We start from the raw sequence: 19,962 nt of genomic DNA, 5'->3' as shown, positions 1-19,962 counted from the left end.
GATGACGTCGACGAACGCCGAGGGGACCGAGCGCTCGCCGCGCCCCGCCGACCCGGAGGGCGCCGTCCGTCCCGATGCGCCCGCCGATCCGGCGCCCGAGGGGCACCCCGTCGTCTACGAGCTGCACGCCGTCACCCGGACCTTCGGCCGCACCGTCGCGGTCGACCGCATCGATCTCGCGGTCCGTGCCGGGACGTTCTACGGCATCATCGGCCCGAACGGTGCGGGCAAGACGACCACGCTGTCCATGATGACGGGGCTCCTGCGCCCCGACACCGGCCGCGTCCTCGTCCACGGCGTCGACGTCTGGAAGGACCCCGCGGCGGCCAAGAGGCTGATCGGCGTCCTGCCCGACCGCCTCCGCCTGTTCGACCGCCTGACCGGGGCGCAGTTCCTCTTCTACGCGGCGGCTCTCCGCGGGATCGACAGAGCCACCGCCAAGCAGCGGGCGCAGGAGCTCGCCGAAGCGCTGGGCCTGACGGACGCGCTCGAGCGCCTCATCTCGGACTACTCGGCCGGCATGGCCAAGAAGGTCGCCCTCGCCGGAGCGATGATCCACGCGCCGCGGGTGCTCGTCCTCGACGAGCCGTTCGAGTCCGTCGACCCCGTGTCCTCGGCGGCGGTGATCACCGTGCTCCGCCGCTTCGTCGCGGGCGGGGGCACCGTCGTGCTCTCGAGCCACGGGCTCGACTTCATCGAGCGCGTCTGCGACGACGTGGCCGTGATCGTCGGGGGCCGGGTGCTCGCCTCCGGAGCGGTGGAGGACGTCGCCGGGACCGTCACCCTCGAGGAGCGCTTCCTCGAGCTGGCGGGCGGCAAGCAGATCGCCGAGGGGCTGCAGTGGTTGCACGACTTCTCCGGCTGAGGCTCGACGTGCTGCTCGGGGCGTTCCGCTCCGGGCCGGCGCGCACCGCCGGGGTGCTCCTGGGAGTCGTCGTCGCGATCGCGGCCGCCGCGGGGATGCTCGCCGGTCTCGGCGCCCTGCGCGAGGATCCCGCCCTCGCGGCCGATGCGACCATCGCGGTCGGCGCCCTCGTGACGGCCGGGTTCCTCGTGCTGCCCTTCCTCCTCGGTCCGCTGGATCCGATGGACCCGCGGGCGTTCCGGCTCTTCGGGATCCCCAGCGCCCGCCTGGCGGCCGCGCTCGCCCTCGCAGGGCTGATCTCGGTGCCGGTGCTGGCGCTGCTCGTGGTCGCTCTCGCGCTGGTGCCCGTGTTCGCCGGTGCAGGAGTCCTCGCGGTGCTCGGGCCCCTGGTCGCCGTCGCCACCGCGGTCCTCTGCGCGCGGATCGGTCTCGCCGCCTCGGCGGCGCTGGTCCCCTCGCGCACCGCCCGCGAGCTCCTCGCGATCCTGGGCCTCCTGCTGCTCCTGGCGGTCCCCGCGGTGCTGGTCGTCGTCACCGGACTCGACTGGGGTGGAGCCGGGACGCGCGCTCTCGACTCCCTCGCGACGGCGCTCGGCGCGACTCCGCTCGGTGCCGCGTGGGCGATCGCCCCGAGCGCGGTCGCGGGCGATCCCGCCGGTCCGCTCGTCGTCGCCCTGCTCACGCTCGCCGCCCTCGGCGGGCTCTGGTGGCTGCTCGTGCGCCTGCTCGTCGAGCGGCCCGAGCGCACCCACCGTCCGGCGCGGGGACTGCGCCTGGGCTGGTTCGACGTCCTCGGCGCCTCGCCCGCCGGAGCGGTCGCCGCCCGCAGCATCACCTACTGGATCCGGGATCCGCGGTATCAGGCGTCACTCGTCGCCGTGCCGGTGCTGCCCGTCGTCGTGATCGTGCTGCTGGCCGTCGTCCAGGTGCCGTTCCCGCTGCTGTCGCTCCTCCCGGTGCCGCTGGTGGTGCTCTTCCTCGGCTGGTTCCTGCACAACGACGTCGCCTACGACGGCTCGGCGTTCTGGCTGCACGTGGCGGCCGGAGTGAGCGGGCGCGCCGACCGCCTCGGCCGCGCGTTCCCGACGCTCCTGCTCGGCCTCCCCGTCGTGGTGCTCGGCTCGCTGGTGTCGAGCGCCACCTCGGGGCTCGACGGTGCACTCCCCGTCCTGCTCGCCGCCAACACCTGCCTCCTGCTGGTGCCGGCCGGAGTGGCGAGCGCCGTGTCCGCGCGGCTCGCGTACCCCGCACCGCGACCGGGCGACAGCCCGTTCGTGCAGCCGCAGGCACCGGGAGCCAGCGGAGCCGGGCCGCAGGCTCTGGCGTTCGGGCTCGGACTCCTGCTGGCCGCACCCGCCGTGGTGCTGGCGATCCGCGCGCTCTTCCTCGATCCGGAGGCGGCGTCGGCCGCGGTGCCGACGGGCTTCGGCAGCGCCGTCGTCGTCTTCGTCCTCGGCGTGCTGGTCGGCGGATGGCTCTTCGACCGCCGGACCGCCGAGCTGGTCTCGTTCACGAGCCGGTACTGAGCCCGGCTGCGAGTCCTCCCGACCCCCGACCCCGCGGTCGTCCGCGCGTAGGATCGAGGGCATGACGACCCGCCCCGAGAACAGCAGCACCGACCCTCTCGAGGGAGGCGGAGGAACCGCCACCCTCGACCGCGAGCTCGAGGAGCTCCTCAATCAGGAGACGATCGAGCCGGGAGACCACGAGCGGTTCTCCCACTACGTGCAGAAGGACAAGATCCTCGAGAGCGCCCTCACCGGCAAGCCGGTCAAGGCGCTCTGCGGCAAGAAGTGGCTGCCGGGACGCGACCCGGAGAAGTTCCCGGTGTGCCCCTCCTGCAAGGAGATCTACGCGCGGATGAAGTGACGCGCGGGGCCCGTGCCGCCGTCGGCGGTGCGGGCCCTCACACGTAGCGCGTCGGGATGACCGGGTCGCCCCGGCCCAGGCGCAGCGCGTCGAGGGGCAGCTCCCCCACTGCCGATGCCCGGTGCTCGCGCGCCGCGGCCGTGCCGGCGGCTCCGAGCGCCTCGTCCAGGATCTCGCCGCTCTCCACGAGCGGCACGAGCAGCGGACGCTCTCCCGCTCCGACGCCGCCCTCCGGTCCGGCGCCCACGTGCACGACCTCCTCCTCGGCCACTCCGTCCGAGAGCAGCCGGCCCGCCGCCTTGCGGCCGCCGATCGAGGCCTTCGAGGCCGACTTCTTCGCGACGGCCACCCAGTCGCCCGCGTCGTCCTCGTGGGCGACGAGCTTGTAGACCATGCCCGCCGTCGGGTGACCGGATCTCGTCGCGACCGAGGTGCCGACGCCGTAGGAGTCGACGGGGGACGCGGCGAGGCCGGCGATGCCGTACTCGTCGAGGTCGTTCGTCACGGTGATCCTCGTGCCCGTGGCCCCCAGGGCGTCGAGCTGCGCGCGCACGGCGGCCACCTGCTGCGGCAGATCGCCGGAGTCGATCCTCACCGCGCCGAGTCCTGTTCCGGCCACGCGCACGGCCAGGTCCACCGCTGCGGTGACGTCGTAGGTGTCGACGAGGAGCGTGGTGCCGGGGCCGAGGGCCGCGACCTGCGCGCGGAACGCGTCCTCCTCCGAGTCGTGCAGCAGCGTGAACGCGTGCGCGGAGGTGCCCATCGTCGGCACGCCCCAGCTGCGGCCCGCCTCGAGGTTGGAGGTGGCACCGAAGCCGGCGATGTACGCGGCGCGCGCGGCGGCGACGGCCGATCGCTCACCGGCCCGCCGCGAGCCCATCTCGGCGAGCGGGCGGCCGTCGGCGGCCGAGACCATGCGGGCGGCGGCGCTCGCGACGGCGCTGTCGTGGTTGAGCACCGAGAGCGCGAGCGTCTCGAGCAGCACGCCCTCGGCGAAGGGCGCCTCGACGATCAGGACGGGGGAGCCGGGCAGGTAGACCTCGCCCTCGCGGTAGCCCCAGACGTCGCCGCTGAAGCGGTAGTCGGCCAGCCAGTCGAGGGTGCGGGAGTCGACCACGCGGTTCTCGCGCAGCCAGTCGAGCTCGGGCTCGCCGAACCGGAAGCGCGAGACGAGCTCGAGCAGCCGCCCGGTGCCGGCGAGGATCCCGTACCGCCGGCCGGCAGGCAGGCTCCGGGCGAAGACCTCGAACATGCACCGCCGATCGGACGTGCCGCTGCCGAGGGCGCCCTCGACCATCGTGAGCTCGTACCGGTCGGTGAGGAAGGCGGTCGCGTCCATGTCCGCAGTCTTCCACGAGGCGGACGGAGCGCGGAGGGGGCTCGCGGTGGCGCCGCTGGGACGGCGGGCTCGCGACGCCGCGGAGGGTCGCGGGTAGGCTGGTCGATCGTGACCGACGCGCCCCTGGGAATCTTCGACTCCGGTGTCGGCGGCCTCACGGTGGCCCGGTCGATCATCGACCAGCTGCAGAACGAGTCGATCGTCTACCTCGGCGACACCGCGCACTCGCCTTACGGCCCCAAGCCCCTGGCCGACGTCCGCGCCTACGCCCTCGACACGCTCGACACCCTGGTCGACCAGGGGGCGAAGCTGCTCGTCATCGCCTGCAACACCGCGTCAGCGGCCATGATGCGGGATGCGCGCGAGCGGTACACGATCGGCCGCGGCATCCCCGTGGTCGAGGTGATCCAGCCTGCTGTGCGCAGCGCCGTGCGCGACACGCGCAACCGCCGCGTCGGCGTCATCGGCACGGTCGGCACCATCCGTTCCCGGGCCTACGACGACGCGTTCGTCGCCGCTCCCGATCTCGAGCTCGTGACCGCGGCCTGCCCGCGCTTCGTCGAGTTCGTCGAGGCGGGAGTCACGTGGAGCGACGAGCTGCTCGCCGTCGCCGAGGAGTACCTCGCGCCGATGAAGGCCGCGGGCGTCGACACGCTCGTGCTCGGCTGCACGCACTACCCGCTCCTGCGCGGCGCGATCGCCTATGTGATGGGGCCGGACGTCCGCCTCGTCTCGAGCGCCGAGGAGACCGCGCTCGACGTGTACCGCACGCTCGTCGCCCACGGCCTGCAGCGGACCGCCCCCGGACCGCCGACCTACCGGTGGGAGGAGACGGGCTCGAGCGACTTCGTCCGCCTCGCCCGACGCTTCCTCGGCCCCGAGGTCTCGAGCGTCGACCTCGTCGAGACCGGCACCATCAACCTGCGCGAGCTGGACCAGTCCGCGCCCCATCGAGGGAGAAGCCAGTGACCGACACCACCCCGAAGGCCGTCGTCCGCAAGGACGGCCGCGCGCCCGACGAACTGCGCACCGTGACCATCGAGCGAGGCTGGAGCACGCAGGCCGAGGGCTCGGCCCTGGTGTCGTTCGGGAACACGAAGGTGCTCTGCACCGCGTCGTTCACCAACGGGGTGCCGCGCTGGCTGCAGGGCAAGGGCAAGGGCTGGGTGACCGCGGAGTACGCGATGCTGCCCCGCTCCACCAACTCCCGCATGGACCGCGAGTCGATCAAGGGCAAGGTCGGCGGGCGCACCCACGAGATCTCCCGCCTGATCGGCCGCAGCCTCCGCGCCGTCGTCGACATGAAGGCGCTGGGCGAGAACACCCTCGTCATCGACTGCGACGTGCTCCAGGCCGACGGAGGCACCCGCACCGCCGCGATCACCGGCGCCTACGTGGCCATGGTCGACGCGATCGAGTGGGCCCGGGGCAAGAAGTACATCGGGCAGAAGGCGGTGCCGTTGATCGACAGCCTCTCGGCCGTCTCCGTCGGCATCATCGACGGCGTGCCGATGCTCGACCTCGCCTACGTCGAGGACGTGCGCGCCGAGACCGACATGAACGTGGTCGTCACCGGCCGCGGGCTCTTCGTCGAGGTGCAGGGCACCGCCGAGGGCGCCCCGTTCGACCGCCGCGAGCTCGACGCCCTGCTCGACCTCGCCGTCTCCGGAGCGTCGGACCTCGCGCGCATCCAGGCCGCGGCGCTCGCCGGGGAGGCCGGCGCGTGAGCCTGGACCTCGTCCTCGCCACCCACAACCCGGGCAAGGTCGAGGAGTTCCGCGCCATGCTCGCCGAGTCCCTGCCGGGCGTCGGCGTCCGCGCCTACGACGGTCCGGAGCCGGTCGAGGACGGGGTGACCTTCGCCGAGAACGCTCTGATCAAGGCGCGCGCCGCTGCCGCGCACACGGGCCTCGTGGCGCTCGCCGACGACTCCGGGATCCGGGTGGACGTCCTCGGCGGCTCTCCCGGCATCTTCTCGGCGCGCTGGTCGGGCACGCCGCACGACGCCGTCGCGAACCTGGAGCTCCTGCTCGCCCAGATCGCCGACGTGCACGAGGAGCACCGCGGGGCGCACTTCGTCTGCACCATCGCCCTCGTCGTCCCGGACCGGGTGCTCGCCGGCGGTCAGGAGATCGTCGTCGAGGGGCGGTGGCCCGGCGCGATCGCCGTCGCCCCGCGCGGGACGAACGGGCACGGCTACGACCCCGTGTTCCTCCCCGAGGGGTCCGACCGCACGGCGGCCGAGCTCTCGCCCGAGGAGAAGAACGCGGCGAGCCACCGCGCGCGGGCGTTCACCGCTCTGCGCGGGGAGCTGACGGAGCTGGCGGCGCGCCTGGCCTGAGGGCCGGGCGACCCGACGGCCGGGCGACCCGACGGGCTCAGTGCTCGCGGCCGCCGTGCGCGCGGCGCTCGTCGTCGAGCGTCGCCGGGTCGAGGACGAGCGCGCTCGCCTCGGCCGCGTCGGTCTCAGGATCGACGGAATGCCTGGCCTTGCGCTGCTGCTGGAAGAAGTGGAACAGCGTCGGCACGATCGCGAGCACGACCGCTCCGATCAGGATGACGTCGATGTAGTGCGACACGAAGTCGGCCACCGGCGGGATGAACGCGAGCAGCCAGCCCAGGAGGGTCACTCCGCTGCCCCAGATCAGCGCGCCGATCAGGTTGTAGAGGCTGTACTTCTTGTAGTTCATGTGCGCGACGCCCGCGGCGATCGGCGCGAAGGTCCGCACGATCGGGACGAAGCGCGCGAGGATCACGGCGAGCCCGCCGAAGCGCTCGAAGAAGGCGTTGGTGCGGCGCACGTTCTCGACGCTGAAGAAGCCCGACTCCTTGCGCTCGAAGATGCGCGGACCGGCCTTGTGCCCGATCAGGTAGCCGACCTCGCCGCCGACGAACGCCGAGAAGCCGATGGCCAGGCAGATGATCCAGATCGGGACGCCGAGCCCGCCGTTCGAGGCGTTCTCGTGCGCGAGGAGGCCCGTGATGACGAGCAGGGTGTCGCCCGGGAAGAGGAAGCCGATCAGCAGCCCGGTCTCGGCGAAGACGATCAGGCAGACCACGAGGACGCCCCACGGCCCGAACGAGGTGAGGATCGTCTCCGGGTCGAGCCAGGGGATCAGGGCGGCGTGGTTCAACAGGTCTCCAGTCGTCTGCAGTGCCGTGGGGCCGGGAGGCGGTCGGGCGGCGTGACAGCGCACAGCGTACCGGTCGACTCCTCACGCGAGCCGTGGATCCGCGACCGGTCGGCACAGGGTCCGCGACCGGCGGACGGGACGACGACGTGGTGCGGAAGGAGGGACTCGAACCCTCACGCCTCTCGGCACAGGAACCTAAATCCTGCGTGTCTGCCATTCCACCACTCCCGCGGGTGCCGCTCCAGTGTAGGAGGGGAGCGCCGCGGCTCAGTGGCCCGGGCGGCGGTGCGGCAGGTACCGCGGGATCCAGCGGGCAAGCGCTCCCGCGCCGACGAGGCCGAGGACTCCGATCGCCCCGGCTGCGAACGGGAGGGAGACCGCCGCGGTGAGCGCCGAGACGACGATCGGAGCCGTCGCGTTGCCGACGTCGCCCGTGAAGCGGAACGCGCCGAGGAACGGGGCGGGGTCCTCGCGCGGCGCCAGGTCGGCTCCGATGGTCATGAGGATGCCCGAGCCGATGCCGTTCGCCACCGCCAGGACGCACGCCACGGCGATGAACCACGGCACCGGGTCGCCGGCGAGGAGGGTGAACGCCAGGACGACGTGCCCGACCCCCAGTCCGATCATCGAGGGGATCGCCGTCGCGCCGCGGCCGAAGCGGTCCATCAGCTGCCCGCCGGCGTAGAACAGGGCGAAGTCGAGCCCGCCGGCGATGCCGATGACGATGGCCGTGTCGGTCTCGCCCATCCCGATGCTGACCGCCCAGAGCGGCAGGATCACCGTGCGGCTCGCCCGGAGCGCGCCGATCATGGCGGCGCCGCTGCCCATCCGGGCGAGGACCCCGCGGTGCTGGCGGAGAGTGGCGACCAGGCCCTGCTGGGGCTCCGGCTCCGGAGCCTCCTCGACCGGGGCGGCCGAGCGGCGGAGGATCGTGGCCGGGTCCGGGACGAGGAGCAGCACGGCGACAGCCGCGACGCAGCAGACGATGTGGATCCAGAAGACGGACTCGACGGTGCCGGTCAGGTGCACCACTCCCGCCGACACGAACGGGCCGATCAGCCAGCCGGCGCGGAACGCCCCCGCGAGGGCGGACAGCGCGCGCGCCCGGTAGCCCACCGGAACGAAGGACGTCATGAACGCGTGCCGCGCCAGCGCGAACACGGCGGTCGCGACTCCGATGACGAAGACGCCGACGGTCAGGCCCACCCACGAGGACGAGAGGAGGCAGATCACGAGACCGAGGATCGACGCGGCCGAGGCGGCGAGCATCGCGCCGCGCTCGCCGATGCGCGAGACCACCCATCCGCTGGGCACGTCGCCCGCGAGCTCGCCGATCATGATCATGCCCGAGACCAGGCCCGCGATCGCCAGCGTCGCCCCGAGGTCGCCGGCAGCGACCGGCAGCAGCGGGATGATCGCACCCTCGCCGATCGAGAAGAGGAGGGTGGGGAGGAACGTCGACAAGAGGAGCGGCCCCACGGGGAACGGGCGCTCGGCGGGGACGGTCACCATCCCCAGCGTACGCGGGGGCCGCGGGTGGTCCCCGGTAGTCTGGGGGCACCATGCTGGACAACGACTTCACCGAGCAGATCACTGCTCTCCGCTCCACCTTCGACGACATCCGCGCCGTGATCGACGTCGATCGCCTCCGCACCCGCATCGCGGAGCTGAACGAGCAGGCCGGCGCCCCCGATCTCTGGGACGACACGGTCAACGCGCAGAAGGTCACGAGCGCGCTCAGCCACCGGCAGTCCGAGCTCGCGCGCATCACCTCGATCGAACGCCGCCTCGACGACCTCGAGGTGCTCGTCGAGATGGCGAACGAGGCCGAGGACGCCGACTCCGAGCAGGAGGCGATCGCCGAGCTCGCCTCGCTGCAGAAGGTGATGGGCGAGCTCGAGGTCCAGACCCTGCTCGACGGCGAGTACGACGACCGCCCTGCGGTGGTCACCATCCGCGCCGGGGCCGGCGGCGTCGACGCCTCCGACTTCGCCGAGATGCTCATGCGCATGTACCTGCGCTGGGCCGAGAAGCACAAGTACTCCGCGACCGTGATGGACGCGAGCTACGCGGAGGAGGCGGGCATCAAGTCGGCCACCTTCCAGATCGACGCCCCCTACGCCTTCGGCACGCTGTCGGTCGAGGCCGGCACGCACCGCCTCGTCCGGATGAGCCCCTTCGGCGCTGCGGGCAAGCGCCAGACGTCCTTCGCGGCGGTCGAGGTCATCCCGCTGATGGAGGAGGCCGGAGCGATCGAGATCCCCGACAACGACATCCGCGTCGACGTCTTCCGCTCCTCGGGCCCCGGCGGCCAGTCGGTCAACACCACCGACTCCGCCGTCCGGCTCACCCACATCCCCACGGGCACGGTCGTCTCGATGCAGAACGAGAAGAGCCAGATCCAGAACCGCGCGGCCGCCATGCGCGTGCTGCAGTCGCGGCTCCTGCTGCTGCAGAAGGAGCAGGAGGCGGCCACCAAGAAGGAGCTCGCCGGGAACATCACGGCGAGCTGGGGCGACCAGATGCGCAGCTACGTGCTCGCTCCGTACCAGATGGTCAAGGACCTTCGGACGGACTACGAGGTCGGCACCCCGGCCCACGTCTTCGACGGCGACCTCGACGGCTTCATCGCCGCCGGGATCCGCTGGCGCAAGTCCGCCTGAGCCGCTCCGCAGCGCTCTCCCGGCCGCCTCGCCCGGCGCGCCGGGGGAGCCCGGCGGCGGCCGCCGGGGCATCGTCGCTTACCCTCGTATCGACATGATTCGCTTCGACAACGTCTCCAAGCAGTATCGCGGCGGCACGAGACCCGCCCTGAACGCCATCGACCTCGAGATCCTGCGGGGCGAGTTCGTCTTCCTCGTCGGCGCCTCCGGGTCCGGCAAGTCGAGCTGCCTCCGCCTGATCCTCAAGGAGGAGCGGCCCTCCTCGGGGTCGATCCACGTGCTCGGGCAGAACCTCGGCAAGATCTCCAGCCGCAAGGTCCCGTACTTCCGCCGCAACATGGGCGTGGTGTTCCAGGACTTCCGCCTGCTGCCGAACAAGTCGGTCTTCGACAACGTCGCGTTCAGCCTGCAGGTCATCGGCAAGTCCAAGGGCTTCATCCAGGAGGCCGTCCCGGACACCCTGAAGATGGTCGGCCTCGCCGGCAAGGCGTCGCGGCTGCCGCACGAGCTCTCGGGCGGCGAGCAGCAGCGCGTCGCCATCGCCCGCGCCGTCGTCAACAAGCCCGCCGTCCTGCTCGCCGACGAGCCCACCGGCAACCTCGACCCCACGACCAGCGCCGGCATCATGGCGCTCCTCGAGCGGATCAACGCCGGCGGCACGACCGTGATCATGGCCACGCACGAGGCCGGCATCGTCGACCAGATGAAGCGCCGCGTCATCGAGCTCTCGGCGGGCAGCATCGTCCGCGACGAGAGCCAGGGCGGCTACGGCCAGACCGAGAGCATCACCGTCGTGCACGACGGAGTGGTCGTGGTCGCGGCCGACGACCACCCCGCCGTCGAGCCGGTCGCCGAGCCCGTCGCCGCCCCCGTGCTGATCGACGGCGAGCTCGCTCCCGCCGAGGTGCCGGAGGTGGACCTGCGGCGCAGCGCCGCACCCGTGGAGCCCGAGTCCGCCTCGCGCACCGGGTCGTTCCTCCGCCCGCGCCTGTCGCAGACCGCCGCGCAGCCCGTCGTGCCCGAGGGGCGCCGCTCCGCTGCCGCGCCGGATCCGGCGCCTGCCGCTCCGGCCGCCGAGGAGTCGACCCCCGCACCCGCCCCCGCCGAGCCGGAGGCGCCCGCCGCCCCGCGCGTCGAGCTCCAGAGTCAGACCGGTCCGATCTACCTCCCCGCCGACACGGGCACTCTGCCCGAGGAGTCCCTCGCGGCCCGCCTGGGCCTGCGCGCGCACGCGGGAGAAGGCGACGAGACCGGCGACGACCAGCAGAACGTAGGACCCGTCAAGTGAGAATGGCACTCATCTGGTCGGAGGTCGCGAGCGGCCTCCGACGCAACGTCTCCATGGTCGTCTCGGTGATCCTGGTGACCTTCATCTCCCTCACCTTCGTCGGCACGGCGATCCTGCTGCAGATGCAGATCGGCCAGATGAAGAACTTCTGGTACGACAAGGCCCAGGTCGCGGTGTACATGTGCACCGCCACCTCCGGCGGCTCGAACTGCAGCGGCTCCGACGCGACGCAGGAGCAGATCGACTCGGTCGAGACGCAGCTCGACGGCTCGACCCTCGCGCCCTACATCGACCGCTTCTACTTCGAGGACCACGACCAGGCGTACGCGAACTTCCAGGAGCAGTTCGCCGGCAACCCGGTCGCCGAGTACGTCACTCCGGACCTGCTGAACCAGACGTTCTGGATCAACCTGCAGGACCCGACGCAGTCGGACGTGCTCGTCGAGAGCCTCTCGAGCGTCTCGGGCGTGGAGAGCGTCACGGACCAGCGGCAGTACCTCGACCAGATCTTCTCGATCCTGAACGCGGCGAGCTACACGGCGATCGGGATCGCGGTGCTCATGCTCGTGGCGGCGGTGCTGCTGATCGCCACGACCATCCGGTTGTCGGCGTTCTCGCGTCGGAGGGAGCTCGGGATCATGCGCCTGGTGGGCGCCTCGAACCGCTTCATCCAGACCCCGTTCATCCTCGAGGGCGTGTTCGCCGCGCTGCTCGGCTCCCTGCTGGCGGGTGTGGCCGTGGTGGCGATCGTGCAGTTCTTCGTGCAGGGGTTCCTCGCCTACCGCATCCCGCTCACGTCGTTCGTGGGCCTGGACGACGCGTTGATCGTGGTCCCGATCCTGGTGGTGGTCGGCGCGATCCTCGCGGCGATCGCCTCCAACGTCGCGATCGCCCGGTACCTGCGGGTCTGACCCGACGGCGCGCGTATACTGATGGGCTGCCCCGGACGGGGCGGCCCATCATCGCTCTCGGACGCAAGGAGCCGCCGTGCCCAGGGAACAGGGACAGAAGGTCGTCGCGACCAATCGCAAGGCGCGCCACGACTACCTCATCGAGGACACCTACGAGGCCGGCCTCGTGCTCACCGGCACCGAGGTCAAGTCGCTGCGCGCGGGCCGGGCGTCCCTCGTCGACGGCTACGCCTTCGTCGACGGCGGAGAGGCGTGGCTCGACGCGGTGCACATCAACGAGTGGGCGCAGGGCACCTGGACGAACCACCCGCCCCGCCGCAAGCGCAAGCTGCTGCTGCACAAGGCGCAGATCCTCAAGATCCACAACAAGGTGAAGGAGGGCGGGTACACGCTGATCCCGCTCTCGCTCTACTTCAGCGACGGCAAGGCCAAGGTCGAGCTCGCGGTCGCCAAGGGCAAGAAGGACTACGACAAGCGCCAGGTGCTCCGCGAGCGCCAGGACCGTCGCGAGGCCGACCGCGCCATGGCGACCCGCCGCCGCCTGGGGGAGTAGGCCGGGAGGGCGTCCGCGCGCAAGCCGGGTCACGGCTCGGCGCGTGCTGGGAGACTGGACGGCGTGACAGCCTCCGAGAGCTCCCCCGACGCACCGCGCACCGCCGCCGAGGAGAGGACCCGCTGGCGGGCCTTCGCCGTGGCGGTGTCGGTGGCGGCCTTCACGATCCTGGACCTCTCGAAGGTCAACGTCGGCCTGCCGTCGATCGAGAAGTCGCTCTCGGCGGACGCGAGTCAGCTGCAGCTGATCGTCGCGGGATACGCGCTCGCGTTCGGTCTCTCGCTCGTGCCGGCCGGACGCCTGGGCGACATCCGCTCGCGACGGCTGCTCTTCCTGATCGGCCTGACCGTCTTCACGCTGACGAGTCTGCTCTGCGCCGTCGCGCCGTCGATCGAGTTGCTCGTCGTCGCCCGCTTCCTGCAGGGGATCGCGGCGGGCATCCAGATGCCCCAGGTGCTCGGGCTCGTGCAGCAGCTCTTCACCGGCGCCGAGCGCGCCCGGGCGTTCGGCGTGTTCGGCGCGGTGATCGGCCTGTCGACGGCGTTCGGTCCGACGCTGGGCGGGCTGCTGATCGCGATCGGCGGCGAGCAGGACGGCTGGCGGCTGCTGTTCTGGATGAACATCCCGCTGGGTGTCGCCGCCCTGGTCCTCGCGTGGCGCCTCCTGCCGCGGGTGCAGCGGAAGTCGGCCGGGGACACCTCTCTCGATCCGGTCGGGCTGCTGCTGCTGGGCGTCGCGATCTTCGCCTTCATGCTCCCGTTCCTGCTGACCACCGGGGCGTCGAGCGATTCGCCGTACCGCTGGTTCTGGCTGCTGCTCGCGGTGGCGGCCGCCGCCGTGTTCGTGCGCTGGGAGTCGCACTACGCGTCGCTCGGGCGCACCCCGGTCATCGACTTCCGCATCTTCCGCACCAGCTCGTACCGCAACGGGATCCTCGTCGCGACGTCGTACTTCGCGGCCATCCCGGCGACGTTCCTGCTCACCACCCTGTTCCTCCAGCAGGGCCTCGGGCTGGCGCCGGTGTTCGCCGGCATGGTGAGCATCCCCTTCGCCCTCACCTCGGCGCTGACCGCCTGGTACGGCGGCAAGCTGGTGCAGACCTACGGCCGCGCCCTCGTCGTGCTGGGCATCGTGCTGGTGGTGGTCGGCTTCACGCTGGTGCTCCTGGCGGCCGAGCTGATGTCGGCCGACACGGCGGCCTACGGCATGGCCGCGGCGATGCTGGTCGCCGGAGCGGGCGGCGGATTCGTCGTCTCGCCCAACCAGACGCTGACGCTGGCCGAGATCCCGCCGGAGCAGGGCGGAGTGGCGGGGTCGGTCGGGCAGCTCGGCCAGCGCCTCGGCACTGCGGTCGGCACGGCCTGCGCCTCCGCCGTCTTCTTCGCGACGCTCGCCAGCGAGGCGGGCATGACCGAGGGTCTCGTGGCGTACCACGACGCGTTCCGGAACGGCTACTTCGTGACCCTCGGGCTGATCGCGCTCGCGCTGGTGCTCGGCCTGCTGGACCTGCGGCGTCGACGGGTGACGGCGCGCGCCGAGTCCTGACCCGCGGCCCCACGCGCTCGCAGGAGCGGCTAGAATGGTCTTCTGCCACTGCGGTTCCACCCGCTCGCGGCAGCCGCCGCTCCTCTCGGGGAGCAGCGGATCCACAACTCGACAGTGTGCGACGACGACCCACTCCAGGGCGGTGCTTCCCAGCATCCGCACCGAGTGCTCGCGGGGATGATCGGTTTCGACATTGCCTGCGAAACTGCGAGAAGCGGGTCGAGGATTCAGGGTTATCTCGTTAACGATCTCTGAAAAACACAGGTGCCGAACAGAAGCGCACCGACTTCGCTCTCGCTGCCTAAGCAGAGTCGATAGTCCGTCAGCCCGTGGGTGCGTCCTCGCCCCGGATCCTGGCGTCATCTAGAGGACTTGCTGCGTCGTTACGCCTGAGGGCGACGCGGGACTCGAACTCGGGCTGGGCCCGTCGACCGATGCGTCAGTGGTAACGGTCGGGGCCGAGTAGAACGCTTTCACTGGCTACACCCGTAGAAGGCGCAGAATCACAGCGATGGACGGGGGTTCAATTCCCCCCATCTCCACCACCGGTCGTCGTCGCACACGTCGAGCAGACAGAAGCCCCGCTCCCGAGAGGGAGGCGGGGCTTCTGCACGTCCGGCGCCGCTCACTCCGGCCGCACGTCGAGCTGGCGCAGTCGACCGTAGAGCGTCAGCAGCTCCACGCGGTCGGCCTCCTCCCGCGCGGGTCCTGCGAGCGTCACGGGCGCGGCCCACGAGCGGTACAGCTCGGTGGGCGTCAGCGCGGCGGCGGCGGTCCCGGGCGGGTAGTCCGAGTGCCCGCGGACGGGCAGCTCGGCGAAGGCGTCCGGGAGGACCCTGGCGAGGGCCTCGATCAGCGGGCGCAGCCGCTCGGAGCGCTCCGCGTCGACCGTGAGGGTCACGGCGTTCATCGCGGCGAGGGCGGCGGAGACGTGCTCGACCGTGTGGGCGTCGTCGCACTCCTCCGTCACGAGCAGCGAGACGATGCCGCGGGCCTTCAGCCAGCCCAGCGTCGCGGCGTCGGCGTCGCCGTGCACGGACAGGACCTTGTCCGAGGCGACGGTGTAGTCGCGCAGCACGGCGGCCCAGTCGGAGTGGCCGCCCTCCTCGAGGGCGTCGGCGGCGGCGATGAGCGCCGTCTCGTGGCGGATGCGGTCGAAGAGAGTGTCCGCGGGCGCGAAGTCCCGCTCGGTGACGGAGCGCCGTTCGGGTGGATCGGCGCTGGTCTCGTGCTGCATGGACGACTCCTCGTCGCTCGTCCGGCGCCCCCCGGGCCGTTCTCGGGTGCCTTCACAGTGCGCCGACTGCTGGCGCGTGTCAACGGGTCCGGGGCAGGGATTGACGGTCGGCGGCGGCCGCACAGCGTCGTCAGCGGGCGGCGCCGAAGAGCGTGCCGGCGGCCGGTCCCGTGGTGGGATCGAACACGGCGCAGAGGATCGTGCGATCGCCGTGCCTCCAGCTCGCCTCGGAGGGCACGATGCTGCGGTACTCCAGCGCGGAGGCGCCGTACGCGACGCCGATCGCGGCCGGGAACTCCAGGTCGCACGCGGCCTTAGCCTGAGCGAGGAGGGTGTTCCGGCTCGTGTAGTCGTCACCGGGTTGCTCGAAGGCGTGGAACACCTCGAGGTCGTGCACGTCGGCGCACGGCACGAGTTCGACGTCGGCGAGGCGGGAGCCGTCGGGGGCGAGGAGGCAGTCGCCCCTCCGCACCGAGAAGGCGTCGACGACGCCCGCCGTCACCACTACTCCGGCCTCGTCCCGGACGGCGTCGGGGGAATCGGACCCGACGACCGAGGAGCAGGAGGCGAGCGCCAGGACGAGGGCCGCGCCGGCGACAAGGCAGAGGCGGCGCCTCATCGGGCCGCCACGATGGCGAGGATCTCGTCGTGCAGGACGCCGTTCGTCGCCAGCGAGCTGCCGTGCCACGGCCCGGCCTCGCCGTCGGCCGAGGTGAAGCGGCCGCCGGCCTCCTCGACGATCGGCACGAGGGCCGCGAGGTCGTAGGGCTTCACGTCGAACTCGCCCGCGCCGTCGAGCAGGCCCTCGGCGACGAGCATGTACGCCCAGGCGTCGCCGTACGCGCGGTCGCGCCAGACGCCGCGCGCCAGCTCGAGCAGCTGATCGAGGCGGCCGGCGCCGTCCCACTGCTGGATGCTGTTGTAGCTGAAGGTCGCGTCGGCCAGGTCGGCGATGCCCGAGACCCGGATCCGGCGCGGCTGCTGCACCGCCGGCGCGGCCAGGACGCCGCGCAGCTCGTCCGGCAGCTCGATCCGGCCCACGGCTCCGGTGCTCTCGTCGGTCCACGCGCCGGAGCCCTTCGCGGCCCACCAGCGCTTGCCGAGGGCGGGCGCCGAGACGACGCCGACGACGGGGACGCCGTCGACCGCGAGGGCGATGAGAGTGGCCCAGATCGGCACGCCGCGGAGGAAGTGGGCCGTGCCGTCGATCGGATCGAGGATCCACTGGCGGGACGCCTCGCCCGAGGTGCCGAACTCCTCGCCCAGGATCGAGTCCTCGGGCCGCTCCTCGCCGAGGATCCCGCGGATCGTCTCCTCGACCGCGCGGTCGGCGTCGGTGACCGGGGTGCGGTCGGGCTTGGTGGTCACGACGAGGTCCCTCGCGAGGAACCGCTCGCTCGAGACGGCGTCGGCCGCGTCGGCGAGGCGGAGGGCGAGGCGGAGGTCGTCGTCGAGGCTCGGAGTCACGGCTCCACGATACTGAGCGGGTCCGTCGCGGGCGTCTCGGCCCGGGTGCGCCCCGCCGTCGCCGCGTCGATTTGACGAGACGGGGGGAGCCACTGCTAATGTGATTCCTCGGTTCGGAAAGCATGTTTCCTCCGGACCACGGCAGCATCGCCACGCACCTCTAGCTCAATCGGCAGAGCAACTGACTCTTAATCAGTGGGTTCTCGGTTCAAGTCCGAGGGGGTGCACCACCCGAGACGCCCGCCCCTCCGGCGGGCGTTTCGTCGTTCCGGGGCGCGGTCGCCCCACGCGCGAGCGGCTCGTCCCGATCCTGGGACGCCCTGCCGCACCTCGCACCCGCCTGGGCATCCGCACGACGTCGCCCCGGCGCTCCCGACCGCGCGGCTCGTCCGTGGAAGGCTGGGCCGCTCGCTCGCCCCCCTCCCCGACGAAAGGACCGACGTGCCCGAAGACGTCCTCCCCGAGATCGGCGGCATCGCACTCGCGGTCGCCGTCGCCGTGGTGATCGCCGTGGTCGTGACCGCCGTGGTCGCCCTCGCGATCCGCATGATCGGCAAGCGCAAGGTCTGGGCGCGGCTGCTCATCCGCCGCGTCCGCATCCCGTTCCGCGTGCTCCTGCTGACGATCGCCGTCTGGATCGCGCTGGCCGCGACGGTGACCGGCGACGTCGCTCCCGAGCTCGTCGACCGGGTCTTCCAGATCGCGACGATCGGAGCGTCGGCCTGGCTGGTCGGCGCGCTCTTCGTGTTCCTGGAGGATCTGGGCGCCGAGCGCTACCGCACCGACACCGTCGACAACCGCCGGGCCCGCCGCCTGCGGACCCAGATGACGATCATCCGGCGCGTCGCAGTGGCCGCCGTCGTGGTCGTGGCCATCGGAGCCGCCCTGCTGACCTTCCCGCAGGCGCGCACCGCGGGAGCGAGCCTCCTGGCCTCGGCGGGTGTGCTCTCGATCGTGGCGGGCCTCGCCGCGCAGTCGAGCCTCACGAACATCTTCGCAGGGGTGCAGCTGGCCTTCAGCGATGCGATCCGCCTCGACGACGTCGTGATCGTCGAGGGCGAGTGGGGGCGGATCGAGGAGATCACGCTGACCTACGTCGTCGTGCACCTCTGGGACGACCGCCGCCTCGTGCTGCCGACGAACTACTTCACCACCCAGCCGTTCCAGAACTGGACCCGCACCGGCTCCGAGCTGCTCGGAGCGGTCGAGCTCGATCTCGACTGGCGCGTGCGCCCGGACGAGATGCGCGAGGAGCTGCACCGGATCCTCGAGCAGACCGACCTCTGGGACCAGCGCGTCAGCGTCCTCCAGGTGACCGACGCTGTCGGCGGGTTCGTGCGGATCCGGGTGCTCGTCACCGCGAAGGACGCGCCGACGCTGTTCGACCTCCGCTGCTACGTGCGCGAGCGGCTCGTGCAGTGGCTGCACGAGAGCGACCCGGTCGCCCTGCCCCGCCAGCGCGTCGAGATGGAGCGGCAGGAGCCCGGAGCGAACGGCGCCGCCCGGCCGACGCCGCCGCGCCAGCACGCGACTCCGGACAACCTGTTCTCGGGGGACGCCGCGTCGAACGAGCGCGGCGCGCTGTTCACCGGGCTGATCGACCTGCGCGACACCCGACGGCCCGACTGACGCGAACGGAGGTCGCCTTCCGCAGGCGGCCTCCGCTGCCGGTCAGCGTCCGATCGAGGACATGTCGGCGTAGCGCTCGCCCACCGGCGGCTCGATGGCCGTGAGCGCCGCGAGCTGCTGCCCGGTCAGGACCAGCGCATCCGCCGCCGCGTTCTCCTCGATCCGCGACACGCGCTTCGTGCCGGGGATCGGCGCGATGTCGTCGCCCTGCGCGAGCAGCCACGCGAGCGCGACCTGCGCCGACGTGGCGCCGACCTCGGCCGCGACCCGGTCGACCTCCTCCACGATGCGGATGTTCGCCTCGAGGTTGCCGTCCGCGAAGCGGGGGTTGGAGCGGCGGAAGTCGTCGTCGCCCAGCGCGTCGACGGAGCGGATGGCTCCGGTCAGGAAGCCGCGTCCCAGCGGCGAGTAGGGCACGAAGCCGATGCCGAGCTCGCGCAGCAGCGGCAGCACCTCGGATTCGGGGTCGCGCGTCCAGAGCGAGTACTCGGACTGCACGGCCGTGACGGGATGCACGGCGTGGGCCCGGCGGATCGTCGCGGGCGCCGCCTCCGACAGTCCGTAGGCCCGGATCTTGCCCTCCTGGATCAGCTCGGCGAAGGCGCCGGCCGTCTCCTCGATCGGCACGCCCGGGTCCATCCGGTGCTGGTAGTAGAGGTCGATCCGATCGGTGCCGAGGCGCTGCAGCGACCCCTCGACCGCGAGGCGGAGGTTCTCGGGGGAGCCGTCGAGGCCGCGCTCGCCGGAGCCGCGGTGCTGGATCATGCCGAACTTGCTGGCGATCACCACCTCGTCGCGACGGTCGGCGAGGGCGCGGCCGACGAGCTCCTCGTTGGTGAACGGGCCGTAGATCTCGGCGGTGTCGATGAAGACGACGCCGAGGTCGACGGCGCGGTGCAGGGTGCGGATCGACTCCGCGTCGTCGGTTCCGGCGCCGGAGTAGAAGGCGGACATGCCCATGGCGCCGAGGCCGAGGCGGGAGACGTCGAGGGCGGTTCCGGGGTCGCCGGCGCCGAGGGTGATCTTCTTCACGAGGTGGTCCTCTCCTGGTAGGCCGCGATCTTGATGTCGATCGCGGCGAGACTGCGGTGGGTCCGCGCGAGCTGCTCCTCGACCTCGGCGCGGTGCGCCCGGAGGAGGGCGAGCCGTTCGGGCTCGCTCGCGGGACCGATCCTGAGCAGACCCGCGTACTCGCGGATGCGCGCGATCGGCATCCCCGTGGCGCGGAGCTTGGTCAGGAAGTCCACCCAGCCGACGTCCGAGGGGCTGTAGCGCCGGTGCCGCGACGACGCCCGCTCGACGGGCTCGAGCATGAGCCCGACGCGCTCGTAGTAGCGCAGCGTGTGCACGGTGAGACCGGTCGCCGCGGCGACCTCCGAGATCGACAGCACGTCGGCGGCGGGCGCCTCGGCGAGGGGGGTGGTGGACATGGCGTCACCCTAGGACTTCGAGCGCGCTCGAA

General features: G+C 72.0%; 20 protein-coding genes, 2 tRNA genes and 1 other RNA gene. 14 read left to right on the top strand and 9 right to left on the bottom strand.

The features are described from left to right. The first annotated feature begins 1 nt into the window (after position 1). The 3 genes from ASF48_RS15350 to ASF48_RS15340 all read left to right on the top strand — a co-directional run bounded on the left by ASF48_RS15350 (position 2) and on the right by ASF48_RS15340 (position 2,734). A complete protein-coding gene (locus ASF48_RS15350) occupies positions 2-865 on the top strand; it encodes an ABC transporter ATP-binding protein (protein WP_082481573.1) in 864 nt (287 codons plus the stop codon). Next, positions 841-2,391 carry an ABC transporter permease gene (locus ASF48_RS15345; protein WP_157603187.1) on the top strand — a complete coding sequence of 517 codons (1,551 nt, stop codon included), beginning with the start codon at positions 841-843 and terminating at the stop codon, positions 2,389-2,391. The genes ASF48_RS15350 and ASF48_RS15345 overlap by 25 nt, the downstream gene beginning before the upstream one ends. Before the next feature lie 61 nt (positions 2,392-2,452). Further along, positions 2,453-2,734 carry a DUF3039 domain-containing protein gene (locus tag ASF48_RS15340; protein ID WP_055793615.1) on the top strand — a complete coding sequence of 94 codons (282 nt, stop codon included), beginning with the start codon at positions 2,453-2,455 and terminating at the stop codon, positions 2,732-2,734. A 37-nt stretch (positions 2,735-2,771) separates the two neighbouring features. On the opposite strand, the gene ASF48_RS15335 is transcribed toward ASF48_RS15340, so the two are convergent. Beyond that, the gene (locus ASF48_RS15335; RefSeq protein WP_055793612.1) at positions 2,772-4,073 is read right to left on the bottom strand and encodes a nicotinate phosphoribosyltransferase; all 1,302 of its coding nucleotides are present in this window, start codon (positions 4,071-4,073) and stop codon (positions 2,772-2,774) included. A 108-nt stretch (positions 4,074-4,181) separates the two neighbouring features. Between ASF48_RS15335 and murI the strand changes: the two genes are divergently transcribed. The 3 genes from murI to rdgB are packed head-to-tail and all read left to right on the top strand — an operon-like array spanning position 4,182 to position 6,414. Continuing rightward, the gene (gene murI, locus ASF48_RS15330) at positions 4,182-5,042 is read left to right on the top strand and encodes a glutamate racemase (RefSeq protein ID WP_055793611.1); all 861 of its coding nucleotides are present in this window, start codon (positions 4,182-4,184) and stop codon (positions 5,040-5,042) included. Continuing rightward, complete coding sequence (gene rph / locus ASF48_RS15325; protein WP_055793609.1) at positions 5,039-5,800, top strand: ribonuclease PH; 762 nt, start codon at positions 5,039-5,041, stop codon at positions 5,798-5,800. Before murI ends, rph begins: the two co-directional genes overlap by 4 nt. After that, entirely contained in the window at positions 5,797-6,414 is a 618-nt protein-coding gene (gene rdgB / locus ASF48_RS15320; protein WP_055793607.1) for an RdgB/HAM1 family non-canonical purine NTP pyrophosphatase, read from the top strand. Before rph ends, rdgB begins: the two co-directional genes overlap by 4 nt. Positions 6,415-6,451: 37 nt before the next feature. On the opposite strand, the gene ASF48_RS15315 is transcribed toward rdgB, so the two are convergent. From ASF48_RS15315 to ASF48_RS15305, 3 genes are all read right to left on the bottom strand, one after another. Beyond that, on the bottom strand, positions 6,452-7,210 hold the full coding sequence (locus ASF48_RS15315; RefSeq protein ID WP_055793930.1) for a DedA family protein: 759 nt from the start codon (positions 7,208-7,210) through the stop codon (positions 6,452-6,454). Between the two features lie 144 nt (positions 7,211-7,354). Then, positions 7,355-7,438: transfer RNA gene (locus tag ASF48_RS15310), tRNA-Leu, on the bottom strand. Between the two features lie 36 nt (positions 7,439-7,474). After that, positions 7,475-8,719 (bottom strand): MFS transporter, encoded by a 1,245-nt coding sequence (locus ASF48_RS15305; RefSeq protein ID WP_055793605.1) that lies wholly within the window; start codon positions 8,717-8,719, stop codon positions 7,475-7,477. Between the two features lie 50 nt (positions 8,720-8,769). Between ASF48_RS15305 and prfB the strand changes: the two genes are divergently transcribed. The 6 genes from prfB to ssrA all read left to right on the top strand — a co-directional run bounded on the left by prfB (position 8,770) and on the right by ssrA (position 14,712). Continuing rightward, positions 8,770-9,870 (top strand): peptide chain release factor 2, encoded by a 1,101-nt coding sequence (gene prfB / locus ASF48_RS15300; RefSeq protein WP_055793603.1) that lies wholly within the window; start codon positions 8,770-8,772, stop codon positions 9,868-9,870. A 94-nt stretch (positions 9,871-9,964) separates the two neighbouring features. Continuing rightward, positions 9,965-11,158, top strand: coding sequence for a cell division ATP-binding protein FtsE (gene ftsE / locus ASF48_RS15295; protein WP_055793601.1), 1,194 nt, complete (start codon positions 9,965-9,967; stop codon positions 11,156-11,158). Then, on the top strand, positions 11,155-12,069 hold the full coding sequence (gene ftsX, locus ASF48_RS15290) for a permease-like cell division protein FtsX (protein ID WP_055793599.1): 915 nt from the start codon (positions 11,155-11,157) through the stop codon (positions 12,067-12,069). The genes ftsE and ftsX overlap by 4 nt, the downstream gene beginning before the upstream one ends. A gap of 76 nt (positions 12,070-12,145) precedes the next feature. Then, positions 12,146-12,622, top strand: a complete 477-nt coding sequence (gene smpB, locus ASF48_RS15285) for an SsrA-binding protein SmpB (RefSeq protein WP_055793597.1) — start codon at positions 12,146-12,148, stop codon at positions 12,620-12,622. A 54-nt stretch (positions 12,623-12,676) separates the two neighbouring features. Further along, on the top strand, positions 12,677-14,167 hold the full coding sequence (locus tag ASF48_RS15280) for an MFS transporter (protein ID WP_082481571.1): 1,491 nt from the start codon (positions 12,677-12,679) through the stop codon (positions 14,165-14,167). Positions 14,168-14,340: 173 nt separating this feature from the next. Beyond that, positions 14,341-14,712: a transfer-messenger RNA gene (gene ssrA / locus ASF48_RS19090) on the top strand. Between the two features lie 80 nt (positions 14,713-14,792). On the opposite strand, the gene ASF48_RS15275 is transcribed toward ssrA, so the two are convergent. The 3 genes from ASF48_RS15275 to ASF48_RS15265 all read right to left on the bottom strand — a co-directional run bounded on the left by ASF48_RS15275 (position 14,793) and on the right by ASF48_RS15265 (position 16,871). Continuing rightward, a complete protein-coding gene (locus ASF48_RS15275) occupies positions 14,793-15,404 on the bottom strand; it encodes a hypothetical protein (protein WP_055793596.1) in 612 nt (203 codons plus the stop codon). 130 nt (positions 15,405-15,534) lie between these two features. Continuing rightward, the gene (locus ASF48_RS15270; RefSeq protein WP_055793593.1) at positions 15,535-16,023 is read right to left on the bottom strand and encodes a septum formation family protein; all 489 of its coding nucleotides are present in this window, start codon (positions 16,021-16,023) and stop codon (positions 15,535-15,537) included. Beyond that, the gene (locus ASF48_RS15265) at positions 16,020-16,871 is read right to left on the bottom strand and encodes an inositol monophosphatase family protein (protein ID WP_055793591.1); all 852 of its coding nucleotides are present in this window, start codon (positions 16,869-16,871) and stop codon (positions 16,020-16,022) included. Before ASF48_RS15265 ends, ASF48_RS15270 begins: the two co-directional genes overlap by 4 nt. A gap of 154 nt (positions 16,872-17,025) precedes the next feature. On the opposite strand from ASF48_RS15265, the gene ASF48_RS15260 reads away from it, so the two are divergent. Both ASF48_RS15260 and ASF48_RS15255 read left to right on the top strand, forming a co-directional pair. Continuing rightward, a tRNA-Lys gene (locus ASF48_RS15260) sits at positions 17,026-17,101 on the top strand. Positions 17,102-17,312: 211 nt separating this feature from the next. Beyond that, on the top strand, positions 17,313-18,500 hold the full coding sequence (locus ASF48_RS15255; protein WP_235577268.1) for a mechanosensitive ion channel family protein: 1,188 nt from the start codon (positions 17,313-17,315) through the stop codon (positions 18,498-18,500). Positions 18,501-18,542: 42 nt separating this feature from the next. On the opposite strand, the gene ASF48_RS15250 is transcribed toward ASF48_RS15255, so the two are convergent. Beyond that, positions 18,543-19,532, bottom strand: a complete 990-nt coding sequence (locus ASF48_RS15250; RefSeq protein WP_055793589.1) for an aldo/keto reductase — start codon at positions 19,530-19,532, stop codon at positions 18,543-18,545. Further along, positions 19,529-19,930, bottom strand: a complete 402-nt coding sequence (locus ASF48_RS15245) for a MerR family transcriptional regulator (protein WP_055793587.1) — start codon at positions 19,928-19,930, stop codon at positions 19,529-19,531. Before ASF48_RS15245 ends, ASF48_RS15250 begins: the two co-directional genes overlap by 4 nt. Positions 19,931-19,962 lie beyond the last annotated feature (32 nt).

The sequence above is a fragment of the Rathayibacter sp. Leaf299 genome (assembly GCF_001423055.1).
GTDB lineage: Bacteria > Actinomycetota > Actinomycetes > Actinomycetales > Microbacteriaceae > Rathayibacter > Rathayibacter caricis.
This window is presented reverse-complemented; position numbering and strand designations above follow the sequence as displayed.